Annotated in this window: 16 protein-coding genes, 1 pseudogene and 1 riboswitch; of the genes and pseudogenes, 5 read left to right on the forward strand and 12 right to left on the reverse strand. The window is 38.9% G+C overall.

What is annotated here, in order from left to right:
* Positions 1–224 precede the first annotated feature (224 nt).
* The 3 genes and pseudogenes from ABE34_RS12160 to ABE34_RS12170 all read right to left on the reverse strand — a co-directional run.
* Positions 225–695, reverse strand: a pseudogene (locus ABE34_RS12160) (acyl-CoA dehydrogenase family protein); the annotation flags it as partial.
* Positions 688–1860 (reverse strand): saccharopine dehydrogenase family protein, encoded by a 1173-nt coding sequence (locus tag ABE34_RS12165; RefSeq protein WP_197142835.1) that lies wholly within the window; start codon positions 1858–1860, stop codon positions 688–690. The gene ABE34_RS12165 and the pseudogene ABE34_RS12160, both read right to left, overlap by 8 nt.
* A 26-nt stretch (positions 1861–1886) precedes the next feature.
* Positions 1887–3365: an aldehyde dehydrogenase family protein gene (locus tag ABE34_RS12170; RefSeq protein ID WP_197142836.1), complete on the reverse strand. Its 1479-nt coding sequence runs from the start codon at positions 3363–3365 to the stop codon at positions 1887–1889.
* Between the two features lie 410 nt (positions 3366–3775).
* On the opposite strand from ABE34_RS12170, the gene ABE34_RS12175 reads away from it, so the two are divergent.
* Entirely contained in the window at positions 3776–4576 is an 801-nt protein-coding gene (locus ABE34_RS12175) for a TIGR00266 family protein (protein WP_197142837.1), read from the forward strand.
* A 402-nt stretch (positions 4577–4978) separates the two neighbouring features.
* On the opposite strand, the gene ABE34_RS12180 is transcribed toward ABE34_RS12175, so the two are convergent.
* The 4 genes from ABE34_RS12180 to ABE34_RS12195 all read right to left on the reverse strand — a co-directional run bounded on the left by ABE34_RS12180 (position 4979) and on the right by ABE34_RS12195 (position 9906).
* Positions 4979–5941, reverse strand: coding sequence for a 2-hydroxyacid dehydrogenase (locus ABE34_RS12180; RefSeq protein ID WP_197142838.1), 963 nt, complete (start codon positions 5939–5941; stop codon positions 4979–4981).
* 412 nt (positions 5942–6353) lie between these two features.
* Positions 6354–7646: a globin-coupled sensor protein gene (locus tag ABE34_RS12185; protein ID WP_197142839.1), complete on the reverse strand. Its 1293-nt coding sequence runs from the start codon at positions 7644–7646 to the stop codon at positions 6354–6356.
* Between the two features lie 242 nt (positions 7647–7888).
* Entirely contained in the window at positions 7889–8722 is an 834-nt protein-coding gene (locus ABE34_RS12190; RefSeq protein ID WP_197142840.1) for an undecaprenyl-diphosphate phosphatase, read from the reverse strand.
* 104 nt (positions 8723–8826) lie between these two features.
* Entirely contained in the window at positions 8827–9906 is a 1080-nt protein-coding gene (locus tag ABE34_RS12195; protein ID WP_197142841.1) for a metallophosphoesterase, read from the reverse strand.
* 279 nt (positions 9907–10185) lie between these two features.
* On the opposite strand from ABE34_RS12195, the gene ABE34_RS12200 reads away from it, so the two are divergent.
* The gene (locus ABE34_RS12200; protein WP_197142842.1) at positions 10186–11334 is read left to right on the forward strand and encodes an acyl-CoA dehydrogenase family protein; all 1149 of its coding nucleotides are present in this window, start codon (positions 10186–10188) and stop codon (positions 11332–11334) included.
* A gap of 541 nt (positions 11335–11875) precedes the next feature.
* Here ABE34_RS12200 and ABE34_RS12205 read toward each other — a convergent pair.
* Together ABE34_RS12205 and ABE34_RS12210 are read right to left on the reverse strand one after the other, a co-directional pair.
* Positions 11876–14074, reverse strand: coding sequence for a sensor histidine kinase (locus tag ABE34_RS12205; RefSeq protein ID WP_197142843.1), 2199 nt, complete (start codon positions 14072–14074; stop codon positions 11876–11878).
* A gap of 148 nt (positions 14075–14222) precedes the next feature.
* On the reverse strand, positions 14223–14915 hold the full coding sequence (locus ABE34_RS12210; RefSeq protein ID WP_197142844.1) for a response regulator transcription factor: 693 nt from the start codon (positions 14913–14915) through the stop codon (positions 14223–14225).
* A gap of 378 nt (positions 14916–15293) precedes the next feature.
* On the opposite strand from ABE34_RS12210, the gene ABE34_RS12215 reads away from it, so the two are divergent.
* Positions 15294–15524 carry a DNA-binding protein gene (locus ABE34_RS12215; protein ID WP_197142845.1) on the forward strand — a complete coding sequence of 77 codons (231 nt, stop codon included), beginning with the start codon at positions 15294–15296 and terminating at the stop codon, positions 15522–15524.
* Positions 15525–15578: 54 nt separating this feature from the next.
* On the opposite strand, the gene ABE34_RS12220 is transcribed toward ABE34_RS12215, so the two are convergent.
* From ABE34_RS12220 to ABE34_RS12230, 3 genes are all read right to left on the reverse strand, one after another.
* Complete coding sequence (locus ABE34_RS12220; protein WP_197142846.1) at positions 15579–16565, reverse strand: homoserine dehydrogenase; 987 nt, start codon at positions 16563–16565, stop codon at positions 15579–15581.
* A 937-nt stretch (positions 16566–17502) separates the two neighbouring features.
* Complete coding sequence (locus ABE34_RS12225) at positions 17503–17889, reverse strand: hypothetical protein (protein WP_197142847.1); 387 nt, start codon at positions 17887–17889, stop codon at positions 17503–17505.
* Between the two features lie 318 nt (positions 17890–18207).
* Positions 18208–19509 carry an O-acetylhomoserine aminocarboxypropyltransferase/cysteine synthase family protein gene (locus ABE34_RS12230; RefSeq protein WP_197142848.1) on the reverse strand — a complete coding sequence of 434 codons (1302 nt, stop codon included), beginning with the start codon at positions 19507–19509 and terminating at the stop codon, positions 18208–18210.
* Positions 19510–19626: 117 nt separating this feature from the next.
* A riboswitch (SAM riboswitch) is annotated at positions 19627–19740 on the reverse strand.
* A 529-nt stretch (positions 19741–20269) separates the two neighbouring features.
* On the opposite strand from ABE34_RS12230, the gene ABE34_RS12235 reads away from it, so the two are divergent.
* Positions 20270–20902: a glycerol-3-phosphate acyltransferase gene (locus ABE34_RS12235; RefSeq protein ID WP_197142849.1), complete on the forward strand. Its 633-nt coding sequence runs from the start codon at positions 20270–20272 to the stop codon at positions 20900–20902.
* Between the two features lie 181 nt (positions 20903–21083).
* Positions 21084–22565: a DASS family sodium-coupled anion symporter gene (locus ABE34_RS12240; RefSeq protein WP_197142850.1), complete on the forward strand. Its 1482-nt coding sequence runs from the start codon at positions 21084–21086 to the stop codon at positions 22563–22565.
* Positions 22566–22904 lie beyond the last annotated feature (339 nt).

The raw sequence follows: 22904 nt of genomic DNA on the forward strand, positions 1-22904 counted from the left end.
TGATTATTTTGAACTATATTACCTTTTTAAAAATACCATATTATGTGAGCAAAGCAATATTAAATGTTATATTATAACAATATTTCCTAGTATAATTTGAACGTCAAGACACAATTAAAACATAAAAACCGGTACAATTGTAACTAAATGGAATATTTTGCTTAAACATAAAAAAAGAACCCGAAATTCGGATTCTTTTTTATGTTTAATATTTAATAAAACGCTTACTCTTCAAATGGCCATTTCGGTAGCATTTTCGCTAATGGCTTATCTTGGCGTGTTCCTAATACATAGTCCGCCTGCATAATTGTATGAATCTCCCTCGTGCCTTCATAAATAACGGGTGCTTTCGAATTACGCAAATAACGGGCGACTGGATATTCATCCGAATAACCATATGCTCCTTAAATTTGCACGGCATCATCCGCTGCTTTATTGGCAAAATCACAAGCCTGCCATTTTGCTAATGACGTCTCTCGCGTATTACGTACACCTTTGTTTTTTAATTCTCCAACACGATAGAAAAGCAAGCGGCTCATTTGATAGCCCGCTTCCATTTTGGCAACCATTTGCCCTACTAGCTGGTGCTCACCGATAGGCTTTCCAAATGTTTCGCGTTCATGACAGTATTTCACACTCACCTCGAGACACGCTTGAATGAGACCAACAGCGCCAGCAGCCGAGCACCTACCATTTCACTATCATTGCAGACGTATGAGACGTTTCCTTAATAACTACACCACGTTTAGCCATTTCTTCAATATAAATGTCGCCCGGTACAATTGATTCAGGTGCAAATACACCGCGCTCTGTAATTTTATTTTCTCCAATCATTTGAGCAACAACAGAGATTGTATTGGCTGTAGAGCGAGCCATAGCTGTTTCATTAATCGTCATATCTTTAGTTACAACCATTTCGTACTCATACGTCACTTGTTGCTGTGCCTTTTCACCCGCTACAATGACACGCAATAGCACGGCATCTGGTTTTGTACCAAGCTCAAGTTTCTTTTTAAGTGCCTCACGAACAACTGGACGTACAGAAACCTCCTGATTTTCTACCTCTACCTTATTACTAGCATCAAGGAATCCTAAATCGGCTAATAGCTTAAATTTCTCTGCATGTCCTTTATAACGAATTGTTTTATATTCTAATGTTTGGACATTTGGGAATGACTTATCCAACGTCGAAATACCGCCAGATGTATAAAATGCCTCAAGCACACCAAAATCTTTGAAATAAATAGGTTCAACGCCTGATAACGATGGAACTTCTTGAAGTTTACCTTTTAGAATCACTTTTGATGGCTCTGTATAATGATCAAAGACACCATCTAAAGAAAATACGCGTGTATAGTGAAGAGGTGGCTTCGGCTCTGTAGGAATACCGCCTACAAATAGTTTAATAGATTCTACCTCATCTAATTTCGAAGCACCGTAACCCGCTAAAATGTTGACCATACCCGGAGCAACACCCAAATCCGGAATAATAGTTACACCTTTTGCTTTTGCCTCTTCGTCGAGATTTAATATTTTTTCTGTGACACCGCCAATATGACCACCTAAATCCACAGAATGAACACCCGCCGCGATAGCTGCTCTTGCTACACGCTCATTAAAGGCATAAAATAATGCATTAACAACTACATCACCTTTTGAAATAACCTCCATTAACGAGTCATCGCGCTCAGCATGAAGCTCTACAACCTGAATTTTATCTGTGTTTAACGAGTCTACAAAGTCCTGCGCTATTTTTACATCAATATCCCCTAAAAATACACATTCCACTTTGCTATTTTTTATTAAATCGCGAGCTACCTCTTTACCCATTAATCCTGCACCTAATACAACAACTTTCATCAAGAACATCCCCTTTCATTGATCTGTTATTCTGTATCGATTTGTGCTCTTTGTAATTTCCCGCTATAGTCTACATAAATACTTTTCCATTCTGTATAGACATCCAAGGCAGCTACACCCGAGTCACGGTGACCATTCCCCGTACCCTTTGTCCCACCAAATGGTAAATGGATTTCAGCACCTGTTGTGCCAGCATTCACATAAACAATACCTGTATCTAAATCTCGTTGTGCGCGGAAAATCGTATTCACATCTTGTGAAAAAATTGAACTGGATAAGCCAAATTTTACGCCATTGTTTACTTCGATTGCTTCTTCCAAACTTGCTACTTCAATAAGAGAAACGACCGGACCAAAGATTTCTTCCTGTGCAATAATCATGTCAGGCTTCACATTGGTAAATAGTGTAGGCTCATAATAAAACCCTTTTTCATAAGGAGGCTCAGCTAAAATTCTACCTCCAGCTAACAAAGTTGCCCCTTCCTGTTTACCGATTTGCACATAGTGGTTAATCTTTTCCAATGCAGCTTTGTTAATGACAGGCCCGATTTTCACACTTTCATCTAGACCGTCACCAATTGTTAGCTTATGCATTTCGTCTAATAGACGTTTTTCTAGTTCCTCTCTTACATCTTTATGCACGATCACGCGACTACATGCTGTACACCTTTGACCAGCGGTTCCAAATGCACTCCATAGGATTCCTTCAGTCGCTAGCTGTAGATCGGCATCATCCATCACGATTACTGCATTTTTTCCGCCCATCTCTAATGAAATTTTCTTCAGGTGTTTACCACCTAGCTCCGCTACTTTACTTCCTGTTGTTGTAGAGCCAGTAAATGAAATGACCTTAACGTCTGGATGCTCAATTAATGCTGTTCCAACTGTTGGCCCTGTACCAAAGACGATGTTTGCTACTCCGTCTGGTAAGCCAACTTCTTCAAAAATTTTACCCATTTCATACGCCATCATCGGTGTTTCATTCGAAGGCTTCCAAATGAACGTATTGCCAGCAACAATCGCCGGGAACGACTTCCAAGTAGCAATCGCTACAGGGAAATTCCACGGAGTTATTAAAGCTACAACGCCAATAGGTGCCCGTACACTCATGGCAAATTTATTAGCTAGCTCAGACGGTGTTGTCTCCCCAAATAACCGTCGCCCTTCACCAGCCATATAATAGGCCATATCGATCCCTTCCTGTACTTCACCTCTAGCTTCTTCAATAACCTTTCCCATCTCTTTTGTTAAAACGGTCGCTAAATGCTCCTTCTTCTCCTTCATTTTTTGACCGATGGCATATAAATAGTCAGCACGTTTAGGCGCAGGTACTAATGCCCAGCTTTTTTGTGCCTGTTTTGCAACCGCTACCGCTTCATCTACCTCACTTGCCGTAGAGCGCGGAATCGTAGCTAGTTGCTCCCCATTTGCAGGGTTGGTCACTACTATACTTTGTAAATGGGAATATGTTTCCCACTTACCACCGATATAGTTTTTGATTTCCACTACAAACACCCCCTGAAGTATCTATGTTGCCTCTATATCATCGTTACCAGTCGCATTGCTTTTAGACAGCTGTCATCTATTAATCTCTATGCAGAATCAAATATGTCAATATTCCGAATCTTTAATATATAACAATCTGTTAAGCATGCTTTTGGTACAATGATATTGGTGACAATCACCAGAGTTTTTATTTCCTTTTAGCTAAGTTACCGTTGAAAATCTTTTGTGATCATTGGAAAAACAATCACAAATTTTCAGCTAAGCGAAAATAAAAAATACTCATACTAGTTTTTTATATTCGACATTTTCTATCTTATTCCTTTTTTTTCTTAAATAATTAATTATTCATTGAAACTTACATAACATATAATCGTATATAATACTAAATTGAATTTTGGAGGAATCCCATTATGAATAATCACGAAATTGACTACAAATTATATGGCGACGATATGCAATATGTGCAAGTCGAGCTTGACCCGCAAGAAACAGTAGTAGCTGAAGCTGGTGCTTTAATGATGATGGATGATGCTATCCATATGGAAACAATCTTTGGCGATGGTTCAAGAGGAAGCCAAGATAGTGGTCTTATGGGTAAATTATTTGGAGCTGGAAAACGCCTAATTACTGGTGAAAGTTTATTTATGACAACATTTACAAACGTTGGTTCAGGTAAACGTCACGTTTATTTTGCTTCTCCATACCCAGGTAAGATTATTCCAATGGATCTAAGTCAATTAAACGGGAAAATTATTTGTCAAAAGGATGCTTTTTTAGCTGCTGCAAAAGGAGTTTCAGTTGGCGTTGAATTCCAAAAGAAAATCGGCGTTGGCTTCTTCGGTGGTGAAGGCTTCATTATGCAAAAGCTTGAAGGAGACGGCATGGCTTTTGTACACGCAGGTGGCGCTATTCACGAAAAGGTGTTACAGCATGGCGAAGTATTGCGTGTTGATACAGGCTGTTTAGTAGCCATGACATCTGATGTACAATACGATATCGAGATGGTTGGGGGCGTAAAAACAGCATTGTTCGGTGGTGAAGGTATCTTCTTCGCTACGTTAAAGGGGCCGGGTAAAGTATGGATTCAATCCTTACCATTTAGCCGATTAGCAAGCCGCGTCTTCGCTGCAGCGCCAATTTCACAAGGCGGTGGCGGTCAATCTAAAGGCGAAGGTGGCATCGGCGGTTTATTTGATATGTTTAATAAATAATAGAGGCTATTTAGAAATACAGTAGAAGAAACATTAAAGGAACGTAGAATTTTTATAAATTTTATACAGTGTAGGCTATGGCTGGCTACTCACCTTGATTGAAGTGGAGACTGAGCGACTCCTTCGTGACCAACATCGTGTTGGCCCGAGACCCTTGAGCGAAGCGGCTCATCGGACGCCCCCAGGAAGCTCTGCTCTGCGCGAAAGCGAAGCGGCAGCAACAAATGTTTTAACTGTGCGAAAGCGAAGCGGCGGCAACAAATGTTTTAACTGTGCGAAAGCGAAGCGGCAGCATCAAAGCGCTCAGTCGGACCAGAAATTAACCACTCATTTTGCAAAGAGCCATACTTAACAACATGAAAGGAGCACATCGCAATTAGATGTGCTCCTTTCTTCATTACATTAATCTATTCGATTCGATGGAGTTTGGCCCTGTCCGTAAGCAGTAAGTGCTTTAACGTTCAGCATCAGCATAGCCGTTCTAGTTTGAAGCGAGGCGCTACCAATATGCGGGAGTGCTACAACATTAGGAAGCGTCAACAATGGATGATCCAACGCAATAGGCTCTTGCTCAAAAACATCTAGCCCTGCAGCCCAAAGCTTACCACTTGTTAACGTCTCATAAAGTGCGTTCTCATCGATAATGCCACCACGTGACGCATTAATTAATACCGCGTCATCCTTCATTAAAGCAAGTTCCTCTGCTCCTATAAGTCCTACTGTATCATCGTTAAAAGGTGTCATAATCACAACAAAATCCGATTGTTTTAAAAGATCCTCTAACGATACATATTGAAAGCCGTACATTTCCTCTGCCTCATGGCGACGTCTACGATTGTTGTATAAAATTTTCATATCAAAACCTTTTGCGCGTCTTGCAACAGCTTGACCAATACGTCCCATTCCAATAATTCCTATAGTGGACCCTGAAACATCTTTGCCTACTAATTGCATCGGATACCAGCTTTTCCATTTACCCTCACGCAAATATCGATCGCTTTCTGGAATTCTACGAGCCGTTGCAAGCAATAATCCCATTACAAAATCAGCCGTCGTATTTGTTAAAACTCCTGGCGTATTTGTCGCCATTATTCCGCGCTTACGCAAAGCTTTAATATCAATGTTATTAAATCCAACTGCTAAATTTGTAACAAGCTTTAAATGTGGTGCGTGTACTAATAGCTCTTCATCGACTTGATCAGCAAGCGTTACCCACAGTGCTTCACAATCTGCGACAGCTGCCAATAGCTTTTCTCGCGGAATAACAATTTCCTCCTCCTCCCATTGTTTAATATCATAAAACTCTTTTAACGGTTCAACTATATGTGGCGGAAACTTACGTGTAATAAATAATTTCTTTTTCATATTTCGAACACCTCTCTACTCAATTCGCCTATAGCGTAACACTTAGAACGCTCATTTTCTAGGGATTTCTTATTTTTGCATTTATGACACTATTCCTTTTTTATCACTTTCCAAACTTCATCCGCCTATTTGGTATTTCTTCCTTCAGAAAAGTGATTTTGTCCATTATGTAGTTCTATCCACGGTTTTGTTTTTATATATGGCTTCGACAGTTCTATCCGTCGTTACGGCCTATCCTTCCGTCGCTCTGGTTATTATCCGTCGCTTCGGCTTTTCATTCCGTCACTTTGGCTCTTTCATCCGTCGATCTGACGGGGCTATCCGAGGTTATGGTGAATGCATTTATTTAAAAGTGTTGTTCATCACTATGGTAATAATCAAAAAAAACTATGCATAGCTTTATGCATAGTCGTTAAAATTCTCTAATTGTTGTATCTAAACGATTGGCAACTTGTTTTAATTCCTCGGATGATTCTCCAATGGTTTCTATAATTTCCGCCAATTCTGTTATTTTTAGTCCGACGTTTTGGAAGTTTGAGATAGAACCGTTTACCGAACCAGAAATGGCATCAAATGCTTTTAAAGAATCCGAGTTTTGCTCAATACTATCGTTCACCAGCTCTTGGATTTCATGAATAGCTTGAACAACATGTTTTGTAATGCCATTCGACATTGTGATTAGGTCACCAATTTGTTCAACCGAACTTTTCGTCTGGTCTGCAAGCTTACGAACCTCACTTGCCACGACAGCAAAACCTTTTCCGTGCTCCCCTGCACGTGCAGCCTCGATAGCTGAATTTAACGCAAGTAAATTTGTTTGGTCAGAAATCCTTTTCACTATTTCAATAACAGCATTAATTTTAGAGGAAGAGTGATTTAATCGCTCCACCATAGCCGACATTTCAACTGTTTTATGATGAATCTCCCCTGTTTGCTCATTGATTCGGACTATTTTTGAATAACCTTCAGACGATACCTTTTGCATTGTTTTTGCCTCGTCGATACTGTCCTTCAAGTATTCATTTAATTCCTTAGCGTTACCAACAAGTTCAGTCACTGTTTCATTCGTGCTATAAGATTGAGTATCTAGCTGCGTAGATATCCCCCCTATAACTTCCTTCACATGCACTCGAACGCTATCCTGTTGTTGTTCCATTAATGCCTTAGCATAATGATCATATTCCTCTAGGACAATCTGTTGTTCAAAGTTACATATTTTACTAATCGCCTCGCAAAAGTTTTCTTCTTCATCCCTCGTTAATTGAAGCGTATATACAATCTTTCTTAACAATTTTTCAAGGTTTTGAAAGGCTGCTAAATACCACTTAGGATACAAGTTAATCTTTACATGCATTTTTGCGACCCGTCTTCTCTTCTCCAAAAATGCATCGTCTATACACCCTTCGAACATTTCTATAATATGAAGGCGTAAAGTTTGGCGTAAACGCTCACTAGAACTGTACTTTTCAATAACTTCACGTAAGTCTGGCACACTTTCAATTGCCTGATAAAATGCAGCTACCACCTCTGTGACATTCTGTTCAACAAATGGCTTTAAACTTCTAATTAATTGCAAATCTTCTTTCGTCAAATTTACTAGATTTAACTGTTGTAAACGTTCCTGATCTTGAATAATAACTCCTATACTTGATTCTTCACTAATTTCAATTGTATTTTTCTTAGGTTTACTTCCAATACGAAACAACTTCTACACCCCATCGCACCTATGTCTATTCTACTAAAAATAAAAACAAATAATTCTAAAATTAATTATACTGTCTAGACAACTGAAATGACAATAAATAGGTAGAAAATATCTATTTTTGTAAAAAGCATTAATCTACTAACCTTACAAACAATACTTAATAACCATACCATTTTTCTTAGAACGGATTAAAATCGCTAAAAAAAGCCACTCCTTCTTTAATAGAAGAGTGACTTTATTCATTACATAAAGATAATAACAGCTAGCACAGCAGCCAATACTAAACGATAAATAGCAAATGGCATTAATTTCACTTTTGAAATAAGCGCTAAGAAGAATTTAATAGATAATAAAGCAAAGATAAATGAGCTAGTGAAGCCCACTACATAGAACCCGATATAATCCATAGATAGCGTATCCCAGTTTTTCAGTACAGACACTAGACTAGCACCAGCCATAATCGGTACTGCCATAATGAAAGTAAAGTCTGCCGCCACGCGGTGACTCATCCCAAATAGAACACCACCCGATATTGTTGCACCCGAACGAGAGAACCCTGGCCACAGTGATAAACATTGTACTAACCCTACTTTAAATGCTAAACCATAAGAAATTTTATCTAGAGAATCAACGCTTGGTTTTTTCGTTGCAAATTTATCTGCAATAATCATTAAAATTGCCCCAGCTACCAAAGCATAAATAACATGCTCTACTTTAAATAAATGATCATCGATAAAATCTTTAGCCGCAAAGCCAATAATAGTTGCTGGCAACATACCCACAATAACATGTGCTAAATTGAAGTGACCTTTCACTGAGTTCGATTGGCCTTCAATTTTATAAAGTCCCACTAAATTTAACATTCGTTTCCACATAACAACGATTACGGCTAAAATAGAGCCTAACTGTACAACGATTTTAAATGTATTGGCGGGATACTTCCCTAAAAACTCCTCTGTCTTTAACCACATATCGTCCACAATAATCATATGACCTGTCGACGACACTGGTGCAAACTCTGTCATTCCCTCGACAAAGCCTAAAATAAGCGCCTTTAATAATTCAATGATATCCACATTGTCACCTTACCTTTTGTTAATTAAATACAAACATATTATAAAATATACTATGAGCTCATTACCATAGCGTGGGGTTGATTTCCGAGTGTCCAGTTCACCTTTTAACGAAAGTTTATATCCACAACCCATAGTTCAGAGCGGCTGCCTAGTCGCATTGGAGGACCCCAAAAGCCAAAACCTGATGAAACAAGTGTATGCATTTTCTCCCTCAACTTATAACCATAATCAAGCTCAAATACACGAGCAGTAATATACTGATTGGGCCATAGTTGACCCTTATGTGTATGACCTGACATATGGAAGTCTACGCCTAGTTTTGTAGGCGTACTTAAATCATTCGGGGTATGATTCATGACAAACCAAGGTAAATCATCAGTTGTCTTCAATGCATCTAGTTGCTTTCTATCTTTGTTTGTAATATCTTCTTGACCCGTTAATACTAACACATTATCGATTCTAATGGTTTCGTCACACAAAATTTTTACATTTGCGTTTTCCATCTCATCAATAAACTCAGGGATTTTCTTGCCATAATACTCGTGATTGCCAAGTACACCATACACGCCATATGTAGATGATAATTGCTTCATCACATCTGCCATTCCCTCTTTAACAAACCATTTAGGATCATCATCCACAATATCTCCTGCTAAAAAGACAATATCTGGATTTGCTTCATTCGATAAAGTAACGAAGCGCTGTAAATGACTTTTATTTGATAGAACTCCTAAATGAAAATCTGATGCAACTACAACTCTCATCGATTCTAGTTCACTACTCTTTTTATCCATCGTTATGTCTACATGACGGACAACAGGTGAATACGCTAAATAGGTGCCCACAACACCTAATACAAACAACATAGCAATCGCTATACTACCAACTATCTTTACACTGCTAAAGGGACTTAGCCAAATAATCAAGTGTGCTACTAAGCAAAGCAATAATCCATATTCAAAAATAAACATCCAATAATTACTGATGATCGAAAACATTCGCAAAGACTCATGCAATCTACTAATAATAATACTAAACGCAATGATATACAGCACTAACCAATATAAAATCGGATAGCGGAACCACCCCATCGCCACAAGCCACTGTTTTAATCCCCACCCTAAGTAAAAAGTTAAACCACTATATATACTTATTAAAAGAATTCCACCAATTACTTTAGGCATATTTTAGTTCCCTACTTTCTCATATAGTCTTAGTTGATTATAGCATTCTCTTCTAGAAAGTAAGGGTAAAGGGCAACTATCATTATAGCAAGTGTACATCTTCTATATAATTTAATCGTATGATTTACATGACAATCTAATTAGGAAAGTTACAATATTGTCATCTAGGTATCCTAAAAAACTATAAATAATACACTTTAATTTTTCTGAATATTTCGGTAACATAATAGTTGCAAGAGGACATTTATGCATGTACGAGCAAAAAGGGGTGTTGTTCATATGACAAAATATAAATTTGAATCAACGGAGCATGAGTTATTCCGTAAAACTTTACGTAAGTTTTTAGCAGAGGAAGCCGAGCCACACTATCCTCAATGGGAAAAAGATCATCTTATTCCACTTGAATTTTGGCGTAAGCTTGGGGAAATGGGCTATCTATGCCCTCAAGTAGAAGAGCAATATGGCGGTCTCGGGCTCGATTTTAGTTTTGGCGTTATTATTCAAGAAGAGTTAGAGCGTGTAGGTTCAAGCCTTATTGGCGTTGGTCTGCATAACGATATCGTCGTGCCTTATATCGAGGCATACGGCTCAAATGAGCAAAAATCACGCTGGCTACCAAAATGTGTTACAGGCGAAAATATTACGGCCATTGCTATGACAGAGCCAGGTACAGGTTCAGATTTGGCAAACATCCAAACAACTGCCGTTCGTGATGGCGATCACTATATCGTGAACGGACAAAAAACATTTATTACAAACGGTATTCATACAAATTTAGCAGTCGTTGCTGTAAAAACAAATCCTCAGGCAGAAAAAAAACATCGTGGCATTAGCCTCCTTGTCATTGAGGACGGGACACCAGGCTTCACGAAAGGTCGCAAGCTCGAAAAAGTTGGCATGCACGCGCAAGACACAGCCGAGCTATATTTCGAGGATTGTCGCGTCCCTGTAGAAAACCTCCTTGGTGAAGAAGGTAAAGGCTTTATCTATATGATGGAAAAGCTACAGCAAGAGCGTTTAGCAGTGGCCATCGCCGCACAAACGGCCGCTGAAGACATGCTTGCTTTAACAATTGATTATGTAAAATCACGTGAAGCTTTCGGAAAATCAATTAGCGACTTCCAAAACACGCAATTCAAAATAGCCGAAATGGCAACAAAAATCGAACTCGGCAAATCATTTTTAGAATCTTTAATAGAAGAACATATCGCGGGAAATGACGTTGTAACAAAAGTTTCAATGGCAAAATACTGGATAACGGAAAATGCACGCGAGCTCGCTGTCCAATGTATGCAGTTACACGGTGGCTACGGTTACATGGAAGAATACAAGATTGCTAGAAGATATCGAGACATTCCCGTCATGTCCATTTATGCAGGTACCAACGAAGTTATGAAAGTAATTATTGCTAAGAATTTAGGGTTATAACTGTGTGAATGGTATGTGTGTGGCCCTTCGGCAGTGGGGTTGGTTTTCGTTTAGACTGGGGCGTCCGGTGAAGCCGCTTCGCTTTAATAATATAAAATTCCGGTACGAATGGTGTGTAGGTTGAAAGTGTAGTGCTAGAGAATTGGCAAAATTTAAAGCGAGGAGCTGATGTGACGGATAGATGCGGCGTAACGACGGATGAATGCTCCGAAGCGACGGTACGAAAAGCCGGAGTGATGGATAGAACACACCAAAATCTGTGGATACCCTTCAAAGCGACGGTATGGTGGGCCTTATCGATGGATGTTGGGCTCTAGCGACGGAACGAGGAGCCATAGCGACGGATATATATGCCATAGCGACGGATAGAGCCGCCAATGCTGTGGATTGAACACCCAAATTTGTGGATACCCTTCAAAGCGACGGTATGATACGCCTTATCGACGGATTTATCCGCCCCAGCGACGGAACTAAGTGCCATATCGACGGATAGAACCGTCATAACAAAAACAGCGGCAAAATGATTGCCGCTGTTTTTGGTTTATGCTGTTGGAATTCGAACGATTACTTTAAATAAATCTCCATCTACTTCTATACTCATGCGAGCACCATGCAAATCTACAATGGATTGTGCGATGGCTAGACCTAGTCCTGAGCCTTCTGTATGGCGTGAGGCGTCCGCTCGCTTAAAGCGTTCGAATAACTCATCGGCATTCTCGCTAATTTCGTATTTTGCAACATTTTTCACTGTGAATTCAGCATCACCTTCTGCTGTACGTTTCAATGTTACATAAACTCGTGTGCCTTCTAATGCATATTTCAATACATTAACGATTAAATTATCGATTAGTCTCCACCATTTTTGCCCATCTACATACGCGTAGATTGGTTCATGTGGTTTTGTCATGCGTAAATCTAAATGCGCCTGAGCTAAATCTTCCTCATGCTCCCCTACTGCCTGTTGTACAAGCTGGGTTAAATCAACTCGAGTGCGATGAAGCTCCATATTACCACTCGCCATTTTAGATACTTCAAAAAGATCCTCGATTAGTAATTTTAGACGTTCTGATTTTTTATCAAGGATATGAATGTATTGCTTACGTTCTTCCTCTGTAATATCAGGATTTTTCAGTAAATCTGTATACGTAATAATAGATGTTAATGGCGTGCGTAAGTCGTGACTAACATTCGTAATAAGCTCCGTTTTTAAACGTTCACTTTTTGCCTGCTCATGCATAGACGTGTTGACGCCTTCTCTTAAATGATTAAGATTTTCGGCATGCTTCGCAAGTGGTGATTTGCCCATTACTTTTACATCATGATGTAAACGTCCTTTTGCCATGTCTTTTGTATCCTTCATAATTCGATTTAAGTAGCCCATTCTAGAAAGGAAAAGAATCATGGCTGGAATACCGATCATCGCACAGAAGCCCAATACTAACACGGGGAATCCACCACCTCTAAGCATCGAAGCGACAAGGCTTCCACCACCGAAAAATGCTGCCCCAATCATCACAATGGAATGTAATGCAATGGAACGATTTATAAATAAATCTGTAATGGATTCACCTAGAGACCATAAATAACTAGTTTTTAAATTCTCTTCTAATTTCTGTACTGTATTTACTCGATCATACAACCAAATTAGCTGTACATAGAACAGAAATGCAACCATGAATAATACACAAATTTTAAACAAAATAATCATTACATATCTTACATAATTATATGAATCCATATTACCTACAATCGATTCATAAGCAATTTGAGATGCTACCAAATATACAAATGCGCTTATTAATAATAATCCGATTGGGTAATCAATTCTCATCTTTGCCAAAGCTTCTTTTCCCTTTAAAGCTTGTATCATCTGTAGTACTTCTTTGCGTCCTTTCCATGCAAAAATAGCTGCCACAATACTCGTTAACCATATAAAGAAGAAAATGTATTGATGGATTATAAAATTGTTATATCCCACCATGATTTGTTCTGCTTGTGCTGATTTTTTTGAAATGGATATTATGCCAGTGTAATCAAAGGTTTCTCTAAGATCCTCTGTATCCAAGACAGTATCCGTTCGATAAAAAATCTCGTTTAAATAACCACTACTAATATTTGAAGTCGTTAATGGATGTTGGTCCGTATACTTTATTTTGAAAGCGCTACTATCTGAAACATTACCCGAACTAAATGTTTCACCTGTTCCAGTGTTCGTTAATTCATAAGACCAATGATTATTAGTTTTCACAAAACTCTTTGCTTCTTCTTGTACTGCATTTATATATTTATCAACAAGCTCTTCCTTTTGAGTGAGAATTTTTTTGCGAACGTGCTCGTCATCCCCAAAATTAGTCGTAATATCTTTAATTTTGGCGTCTCGCTCTTTCTCAAGCTTTGTTTTTAAATCCGCTGCATTTACATTAGCAGCTTCTTGAATGCGCGCCTCATATTGGGCTTTAATATTACCTATCTGCTCTCCTAATGATCCATAGCGATTACGGTGTTCCTCAATTTCGCTTTGTGTCACTACAATTTTACTTTTTAAATCTTCAGCCGTTGGTACATTTAACACTAATGGTCCTAATTCCGACTGAAAATTATCAAGTTGAGGTTGTAAATTTTCAGATTGAAAATAAGACTTCCCAATATATCGATACCCGATTTTTGAGAACGTAAAAACACCGAATATTGCCCAGATTAAACATATAAGAGCGAGAAGAGGCTTCCATTTTTTCACCATACTTTTAACTCCTCTCTAAAAAATTCTCTCGAGCAATTGTAACATCCCCGGAGAGTGGGCAGTTACTATCTGATACGCATACACACCAAAATAAATTAGTCCAATAACCCCTGCCACAAACCCTGCAATAGTAACATACTGCTCTATTTTATTTTTCCATTTTATAGCCAACGCCCCACACCACCTTTAAATAACGTGGATTTTTCGGATCTGCTTCGATTTTTTCACGTATTTTTCGAATGTGTACAGCCACAATATTTTCTGCATTGTAAGCTTCCTCATTCCATACACGCTCATAAATCTCTCCTATCGAAAATACACGTCCTGCATTTTTCATTAGTAATTCCGTAATTTTATATTCGATTGGCGTTAATCGAACAGGCTCGCCTTCTAAGTTGACTTCCTTTGCATCTTCATCTAATACAAGACCGTCGATTTCCACCTTTGCTGCACCTTCATTGTACGTCCCAAGTTGTACATAACGTCGCAGCTGAGATTTCACACGAGCCAATAGCTCTAACGGATGAAAAGGTTTTGTAACGTAATCATCTGCACCTACAGATAGACCATGAATTTTGTCGCCATCCTCTGCCTTTGCACTAAGCATAATAATTGGAATATTGCGCTCTTCCCTAATTTTAAACGTCGCTGTAATTCCATCCATATTCGGCATCATAATATCTAAAATAATTAAATGTACTTCATTGTTTTTTAATTTTTCAATTGCCTCTAAGCCGTCAGCAGCTTTAATGACATTGTAGCCTTCATTTTTTAAATAGATTTCAATACCATCACGAATATCTTGATCATCATCTGTAACAAGAACCGTTAGTTTCGTCATGATATACACCTCACTCTCAATAAATAGTGTACCTTTTAAATCTTAAAAACCAGTTATTATAAAAATGAAGAAATTCTTAAGATTTTAATGAATCTCATCACCAAATGTATGAATTGCTTTCCGTTCCGATTGTGGGCGTTTGATTAGCAGCTTGGATCAACTAAGTCCCCCAATAAAAAATAATAGTTGTACCTGTTAGACGAATTAATTAGAAAAAAAGACATTGTTAATAATAGTCCCCTCAGCCCATTAACATTAATAATACAGATTTATCAAAAAGTAAACAATTACCATTTTCCTTTTTCTTTCATTTATTAACCTACAGTAGGCTTTCTTTTAACGGGAGGTTATAATATAAACAACAAAAGGAGCGAAATTATGTATAAAACAATTGAAGAAACAGCCATCGACCTTGGTATGCCAGAGGATCAAATACTTCGCTTAGTTTACGAGGGCCGTATTCGTTCAGTATACGATGGGGACCAAATACTGATTAATAGCGGGCAGTTTAGTACTTATTTTGAGCAGTTAGATCGTATTAAAGAGGAAATTGAAATTTGGCGAAATACTCCTATTCCAGAGGATATTGATGTTAAAGATGAGGATTAAAAAAATGCCTATCATTCAAACAAGTTGAGCATTGTTGAATGATAGGCATATCTATTATATTGTTACGACAAACCCGGCTCTTTTACCGATTATTTCGGCATAATCTTCTACCATTACACTGGCCGTTGGATACATACCTGCTCCGGGTCCAACTAGCGTTAAAGTACCAATATAATTTGTATCCAACGCCACTGCATTATTAACGTCATCAACAGGATAAAGCGGATGTTCTTTATCTACTAATTGCGGTCCAACCTTTGCAACCACTTTCCCATCGGCTAGCTTCTCAACTTCAGCAACGTGACGGTAACGCAAGCCTTTTTCGCACGCTTCTTTTACTTGCTCTGCCGAAATACTATCGATGCCAACTACCTCGACGTCAGCCCAATCTGGTTGTTCACCAAATGCTAAAGCACTTAAAATCATTAATTTTTTAAAGGCATCCTGTCCCGAAATATCATTATATGGATCTGCCTCTGCATAGCCTAAGTTTTGCGCCTCTTTTAAAGCAGTTTCGAACGACCAGCCTTGTGAACGCATTTTCGTTAAAATATAGTTGGATGTCCCATTTAAAACACCTTGAATACGACTAACATCATTGACAAGCAAAATGTTTTTCATCGTTTTAATAACTGGAACACCACCAGCGGTTGTTGCCTCAAAGCCCACAAATACACCGTTCGCTTTTGCAAGGTCCTGTAGCTCTATGCCTCGCTTTGCAAACATTACTTTATTAGCTGTGATAACATGACATTTATGTTCAACAGCCCGCTTTAAGTAAGTAAATGCTGGCTCCTCATTCACGATTGCCTCAAAAACAACCTGCATACCTGGTTCAGCTAAAACTTCATCCATACTAGTTGTCATTAAATGTGCTGTCCCTGGTACGCGTTCACGGCTGGCGTCTGTAACTAAAATTTTTGCTACTTCTAGCTCAATGCCTAATTTATTTTTAAGCTCTTCACGCTTTTCGTTTAATATATGGTAAATTCCTTGACCTACCGTTCCAAATCCTAATATAGCTGCCTTTATAGTTGCCATTTCTGTTATTCCCTCCAACTTACATTCCGCAGTTTCATTATATTTATTTCGTCTCAGCTTAATTCGTACAGATTTTGAATTGTTCGCTGACTTTACAAAGCAGGTCAGTTTGCCGTGTTTAACACTTCGTTTTCAGACAGATATTTAGTCATGGTGTTTCACTCTCACTACAAAAATATTCTGAATGAAGATACAGCCTGTGAAACACACAAATTCAAATAATTCAAAATTCAACTTAATGAAGATTGTAACGTAAATACATACATTTCACAAGAAAAATCTTTCTAGGATGGACATTTGTTTCCCCTAGAAGTGCAAAGGAAATCGTTTTCATTCCTTTTATTATATGAATTTTCACATGATCTATAAAATAATTGAAGAAATATTGACGATTCTTATAAAAAATAAGGATCATCACAATAGTACGGGGTCGATTTCCGTTGCGGCTGGGCGCTTTGTTGCTGACGCTACGCTTTCGCACAGTTAAAACATTTGTTGTTGCTGACGCTACGCTTTCGCACAGAGCAAAGCTTCCTCTGGGGGGCGTCCGATGAACCGCTTGGGGCAACAGATGTTTTTTGTGCGAAAGCGCAGTGCAACGTAGCGGCAGCAACAGGATGTTGGTCACGAAGGCGTTATCACAGGATGTAATGGTTTTAGCCTTCGTTCCTCTAGTGCTGATCCCCAAGGAGCCGCCCAACCTCCACTCCAATCAACTTATATTGTTATTAATTTTAACAAATGTCATCCGCAGTTTTGTAATGAGCCAAAAATAAATGTCTTTCTTCTATTATATTTATGTAAATACATTACTAAAAATTGTTCTTTTGAAATATATTAATAAAATTTTTTCTATTATGTTAGTATATCTTCCAACATCTAATTAAAAAGCTCATTCTCTGTAGCAGCAGAGAATGAGCATAATTATATGAGAGATTTAACTAGCTTTGGCTAGTAATTTATAACGATATTGTGTTAACGCTTGTTGCACCAGTCTTATTTCCTCTAGTGTAAAGTTTGGTATTGCATACGTACGTTCAACTAATTGGAACGTGCCGTATTTTAAGTAATACTCTGTCGCAGGTAGAGGGATATGACTTGCTCCATAGCCTTCATAAGCTTCAAAAACTTCTTTTACTGTATAGCCTTCTTCTTTGATATAAACAATTTCCTTAAAAGCTGAATGGCCAAAGTTCTCTTGCCATTTACTCTCTACTGATGCAAGTATGTTTTGAATGGACATGTTGTTCACAAAAACATGACCTTCATTTAACTCATAAATAAGATAAGATGCAATGTTTCGCGCACTATACACATTTCCCATTTAAAACACTCCTTTATCATCAGTATTGGTAGATAAGAGTAGTTACTGACTTAGCAACTACTCCGCTTCATATATTTCAAAAGTGGGGGAGCACTTATGAAAACTAAATGTCGAACGCTTTTCTTATTTCCTAGTATAAAACAAGGATTTAAGCAAGTCAACAATACTTATCAAATTACTAGGTATTATTTTAAAAGAATTTCAGTTACCTTTACCGAATGAGGCAAGCGGATGATGAGCAACGTTTTACGCATTACCAAATGAGGCCTATCGAATGAGAAAATACGTAAACGCTACAGCATTAGCCAATGTCTTTTATTAGGCTTCTATTTGTTGTTGTGAAGCAGTTACTTGTTCAATAGCTTGTTCTAAATCTGCAATAATGTCCTCTACTGCCTCTAAACCGATGGATAAGCGAATGAGCGACTCGGTCACGCCAGTTTGGATTAGCTCCTCAGCTGATAGTTGCTGATGTGTAGTAGATGCTGGATGGATAATTAATGATTTCGCATCCCCTACGTTTGCTACGTGCGAGAATAATTTCACACTATCAATTAATTTACGCCCTGCTTCACGCCCACCTTTAATACCAAATGTAAGTACTGATCCGAAGCCATTTCTCAAATATTTTTTAGCTAACTCATGGGTAGGGAAATCTTCTAAGCCATTGTAATTTACATATTCCACAGATGGGTGGTTTCGTAAATATTCAGCTACCGCTAATGCATTTTCATTGTGTTTAGGAATACGCAAATGAAGCGTTTCTAAACCTTGTAATAAATTAAATGCTGCATCTGCACTTAATGTTGGCCCAAAGTCGCGTAGTAATTGCACTCGCAGTTTTGTGGCAAATGCAGCCGCTGCTGTGTCAATACCATAACGTAAACCGTGATAAGAAGCATCTGGCTCTGTAAAGCCTGGGAAGCGTCCACGAGTCCAATCAAACTTCCCTGCATCTACTACAACGCCACCTAAAGTTGTACCATGGCCGCCAATCCATTTTGTTGCGGAATGAACAACGATATCTGCACCGAAATCAATTGGTGTAGAGCCATATGGTGAAGCAAATGTGCTATCAATAATTAATGGTAAGCCGTTTTCATGTGCTACATTCGCTACTGCTTCGATGTCTAGCACTTTTAAACTTGGGTTACCGTAAATTTCAGCGAACACCGCTTTTGTTTTATCTGTAATAGCTGCTCGGAAATTTTCTGGATTTGTTTCGTCTACAAAAATTGTTTTAATACCGTAGTTTGGTAGTGTGTTGGCGAATAAATTATAAGTACCTCCGTACAAAGAGCTACCTGCAACAATTTCATCACCTGCCCCTGCTAGATTTAAAATTGAAAATGCAATAGCTGCTGCACCAGATGAAAGTGCTACCGCTGCTGTACCGCCTTCTAATAAAGCGACGCGTTTTTCAAAAACATCTACAGTTGGGTTTGTAATTCGTGTGTAAATATTGCCAGCTTCCTCTAAGGCAAAAAGACGTTGCGCATGAGCAGTGTCTTTAAAAACGAATGCCGTTGAGCGATATACGGGTACGGTACGAGATCCTGTTACCGGGTCTGGCTCTTGGCCACCGTGTAACAGCAATGTTTCTGGTTTAAAATTTGTCATTGTATACCTCCATATGGTTATTTTTTTACGATGGCACCGGAGATGAGGAGGATTTTTTAAGTAGAAAACAAAAACCCTCTTCAGCTAAGAAGAGGGTTGCGGTTGCAAGTTTTCCTCCCCTTATCTGCCAGATCCAAGTAAGAATCTGTAGGAATTAGCACCTTAGCAAGCTCGTCACTTACTGGTTGCCGGGCATCATAGGGCCTATCCCTCCGCCGCTCTTGATAAGAGTATGTGATTCAATTTCCATCGTTGTTACAAAGTATAAACATAGACATTTTCTCTGTCAACACTAAAATTTTATTTTTTCCGAAACTTCTGTCTGCTTTTTTACGTATTACGAACGCATACATTATTTTAGTGTTACATAATTCATCACTAAAAGTTTCGGGGTGAGATTTGTTAAAATATACGCCCTTTTTATTAGTTGATTGGAGTGGAGACGAAGCCAGCGTCAGCAACAACAAATGTTTTAACTGTGCGAAAGCGAAGCGTCAGCAACAAATGTTTTAACTGTGCGAAAGCGAAGCGTCAGCAACAAATGTTTTAACTGTGCGAAAGCGAAGCGTCAGCAACAAATGTTTTAACTGTGCGAAAGCGAAGCGTCAGCAACAAATGTTTTAACTGTGCGAAAGCGAAGCGTCAGCAACAAATGTTTTAACTGTGCGAAAGCGAAGCGTCAGCAACAAAGCGCCCAGTTGGAACGGAAATCAACCACACGTTTTGGTGATGGGCTTATTATTTAGAAAGGAGGACTTTTATGTTAAAAGCCATTATCATTTTTCTTCTTGTTGGTTATTTTATTGGCTGTATTCATGGCTCTAAAGTTGCTCAGTTTTTATCTGGGGTAGATTTAAAAAAGACTGGTTTTGGCAATGCAGGTGCCTCTAATGCCACACTTTCCCTTGGATGGAAATACGGCATATTAGTCGGATTTATCGATATCGGTAAAGGTGTTGCAGCAATAATCGGTGCACATGTCTATCTTGCTGATATAACACAATTAACTGAAGTACAGGTTTGGCTCTTTATCTATATCGTAGCAGCCGGAGTCATTCTAGGTCATAATTTCCCATTTTATATGGGCTTCAATGGCGGCAAAGGAACTGCTTCAATTATCGGGATATTACTTGCGATTGATTGGAAAGTTGGATTATTTGCACTCATTTTATTTGTTATTTTTTCTTTCGTGACGAGCTTTTTAATTGTCGGTGTACTTGAATTCTATCTCGTTTTTTGTACAGCCACATATTTATGGATTCCTGGGGTCGGCCCAACGATTATAGCCTTATTTCTTTTTGGTATAGCCATTATTTTGCATATTGAAAATATTAAACGATTGATGCTAGGAACTGAGCCTAAAGTTACCTCAGCATTCAAGAAGAAGAACTAATATCTTTTGGATATTTTTGTCTTTTCTATGACCGCGTATTTTCTCGTAACTGCCCATTATCGCTATAACTAGAGAGCATTTGAACACACTAGCTTTTTTTACAATAAATAGACAATTTACTTTCTTAATAAAGCATTTTACTAGTCGATGTTATAGAAAATGCTAGAAAGGATGAGAAAGTATGTCTACTTCTGAACAAGCAAAACCGAAACGTAATTTAAAGCCACTCTGGATTGTATTAGCGTTCGCATCCCTAATTATCATAACTTTTTTACCGAACAACGGCGATTTACCTGTAGCTGGACAAAGAGCTTTGGCTATTTTAGCTTTCGCGGTCATCCTATGGGTTACAGAAGCAGTATCCTATCCCGTTAGCTCTGCCATGATTATTGCTCTCGTTACAGTTTTATTAGGATTAGCTCCGTCAATGGAAGATCCAACGAGAGAGCTAGGAACATCCGATGCATTAAAATTAGCATTAAGCGGATTTAGTAATTCAGCTGTTGCACTAGTAGCCGCAGCTCTTTTCCTAGCGGCAGCCATGCAAATTACCAATTTACATAAACGTCTTGCACTATGGATTCTTTCACTAGTAGGGACAAAAACGAAAGCCATTGTCTTCGGTGCTATTTTAGTATCGATTGCACTCGCATTCTTCGTCCCTTCTGCTACTGCACGTGCAGGCGCAGTTGTACCAATTCTACTCGGAATGGTAGCGGCATTTGGTTTACCCCGCGATAGTCGACTTGCTGCTTTACTTGTCATTACCTCTGTGCAAGCAGTCTCCATTTGGAATATCGGTATTAAAACGGCAGCTGCTCAAAATATGGTCGCTTTAAATTTCATTAAAGAACAATTTGGTGTGGATATTTCATGGGGTGCTTGGTTGCTTTACGCTGCTCCCTTCTCCATCATTATGTCAGTAGCTCTATTTTTCATCATGATTACACTAATTAAGCCTGAAACAAGTAATATCGAGGGTGGCCGAGAAGTAATCAAAAAACAGCTTGCGGAACTTGGCCCACTAAAAGCTCCTGAAATTCGGTTAATCGTAACATCTGTCGCTTTACTATTTTTCTGGGCTGCTGAGGGTAAACTCCACCCATTCGATACGACAACGGTCACAATCGTTGCAATTGCTATTTTATTAATGCCAAAAATCGGGGTCTATACGTGGAAGCAAGTTGAACCGCATATTCCTTGGGGTACAATTATCGTCTTTGCAGTAGGAATTATGTTAGGAACAGTCTTGCTTAATACTAAAGGTGCATCTTGGTTATCTGATAAAGTATTCGGTTCACTCGGTTTAGATTCTATGCCAATTCTTGCAACCATTGCCCTTGTCACTTTATTTAATATTCTTATCCACTTAGGCTTTGCGAGCGCAACAAGCTTAGCATCTGCGCTTATACCAGTATTTATCGTTTTAGCCTCGACATTAACGGCTAATGTCGATCAAGTTGGTTTCGTTATCGTGCAACAATTCGTTATTAGCTTCGGCTTCCTCTTACCTATTAGTGCACCACAAAATATGCTTGCCTATGGTACAGGAGCCTTTACAACAAAAGATTTCTTAAAGTCTGGTATTCCATTAACGATCATCGGATACATCCTAGTTCTTCTATTCTCCGCAACATATTGGAAATGGATTGGATTATTGTAAGAAACAAGGGTTTCATTTAAAACCTGATTACTTTTGGGGCTTAGCTGATCACTTTTCGGGGATACCCGATCGCTTCGGGGGCTTAGCCGATCACTTCTCGGGGGTACCTGATCACTTCGGGGGCTTAGCCGATCACTTCTCGGGGGTACCTGATCACTTCGGGGGCTTAGCCGATCACTTCTCGGGGGTACCTGATCACTTCGGGGGCTTAGCCGATCACTTCTCGGGGGTACCTGATCACTTCGGGGGCTTAGCCGATCACTTCTCGGGGGTACCTGATCACTTCGGGGGCTTAGCCGATCACTTCTTGGGGATACCCGATCACTTCGGAGCCCCCCA

The sequence above is a fragment of the Lysinibacillus sphaericus genome (assembly GCF_015844675.1).
Lineage (GTDB): Bacteria > Bacillota > Bacilli > Bacillales_A > Planococcaceae > Lysinibacillus > Lysinibacillus sphaericus_E.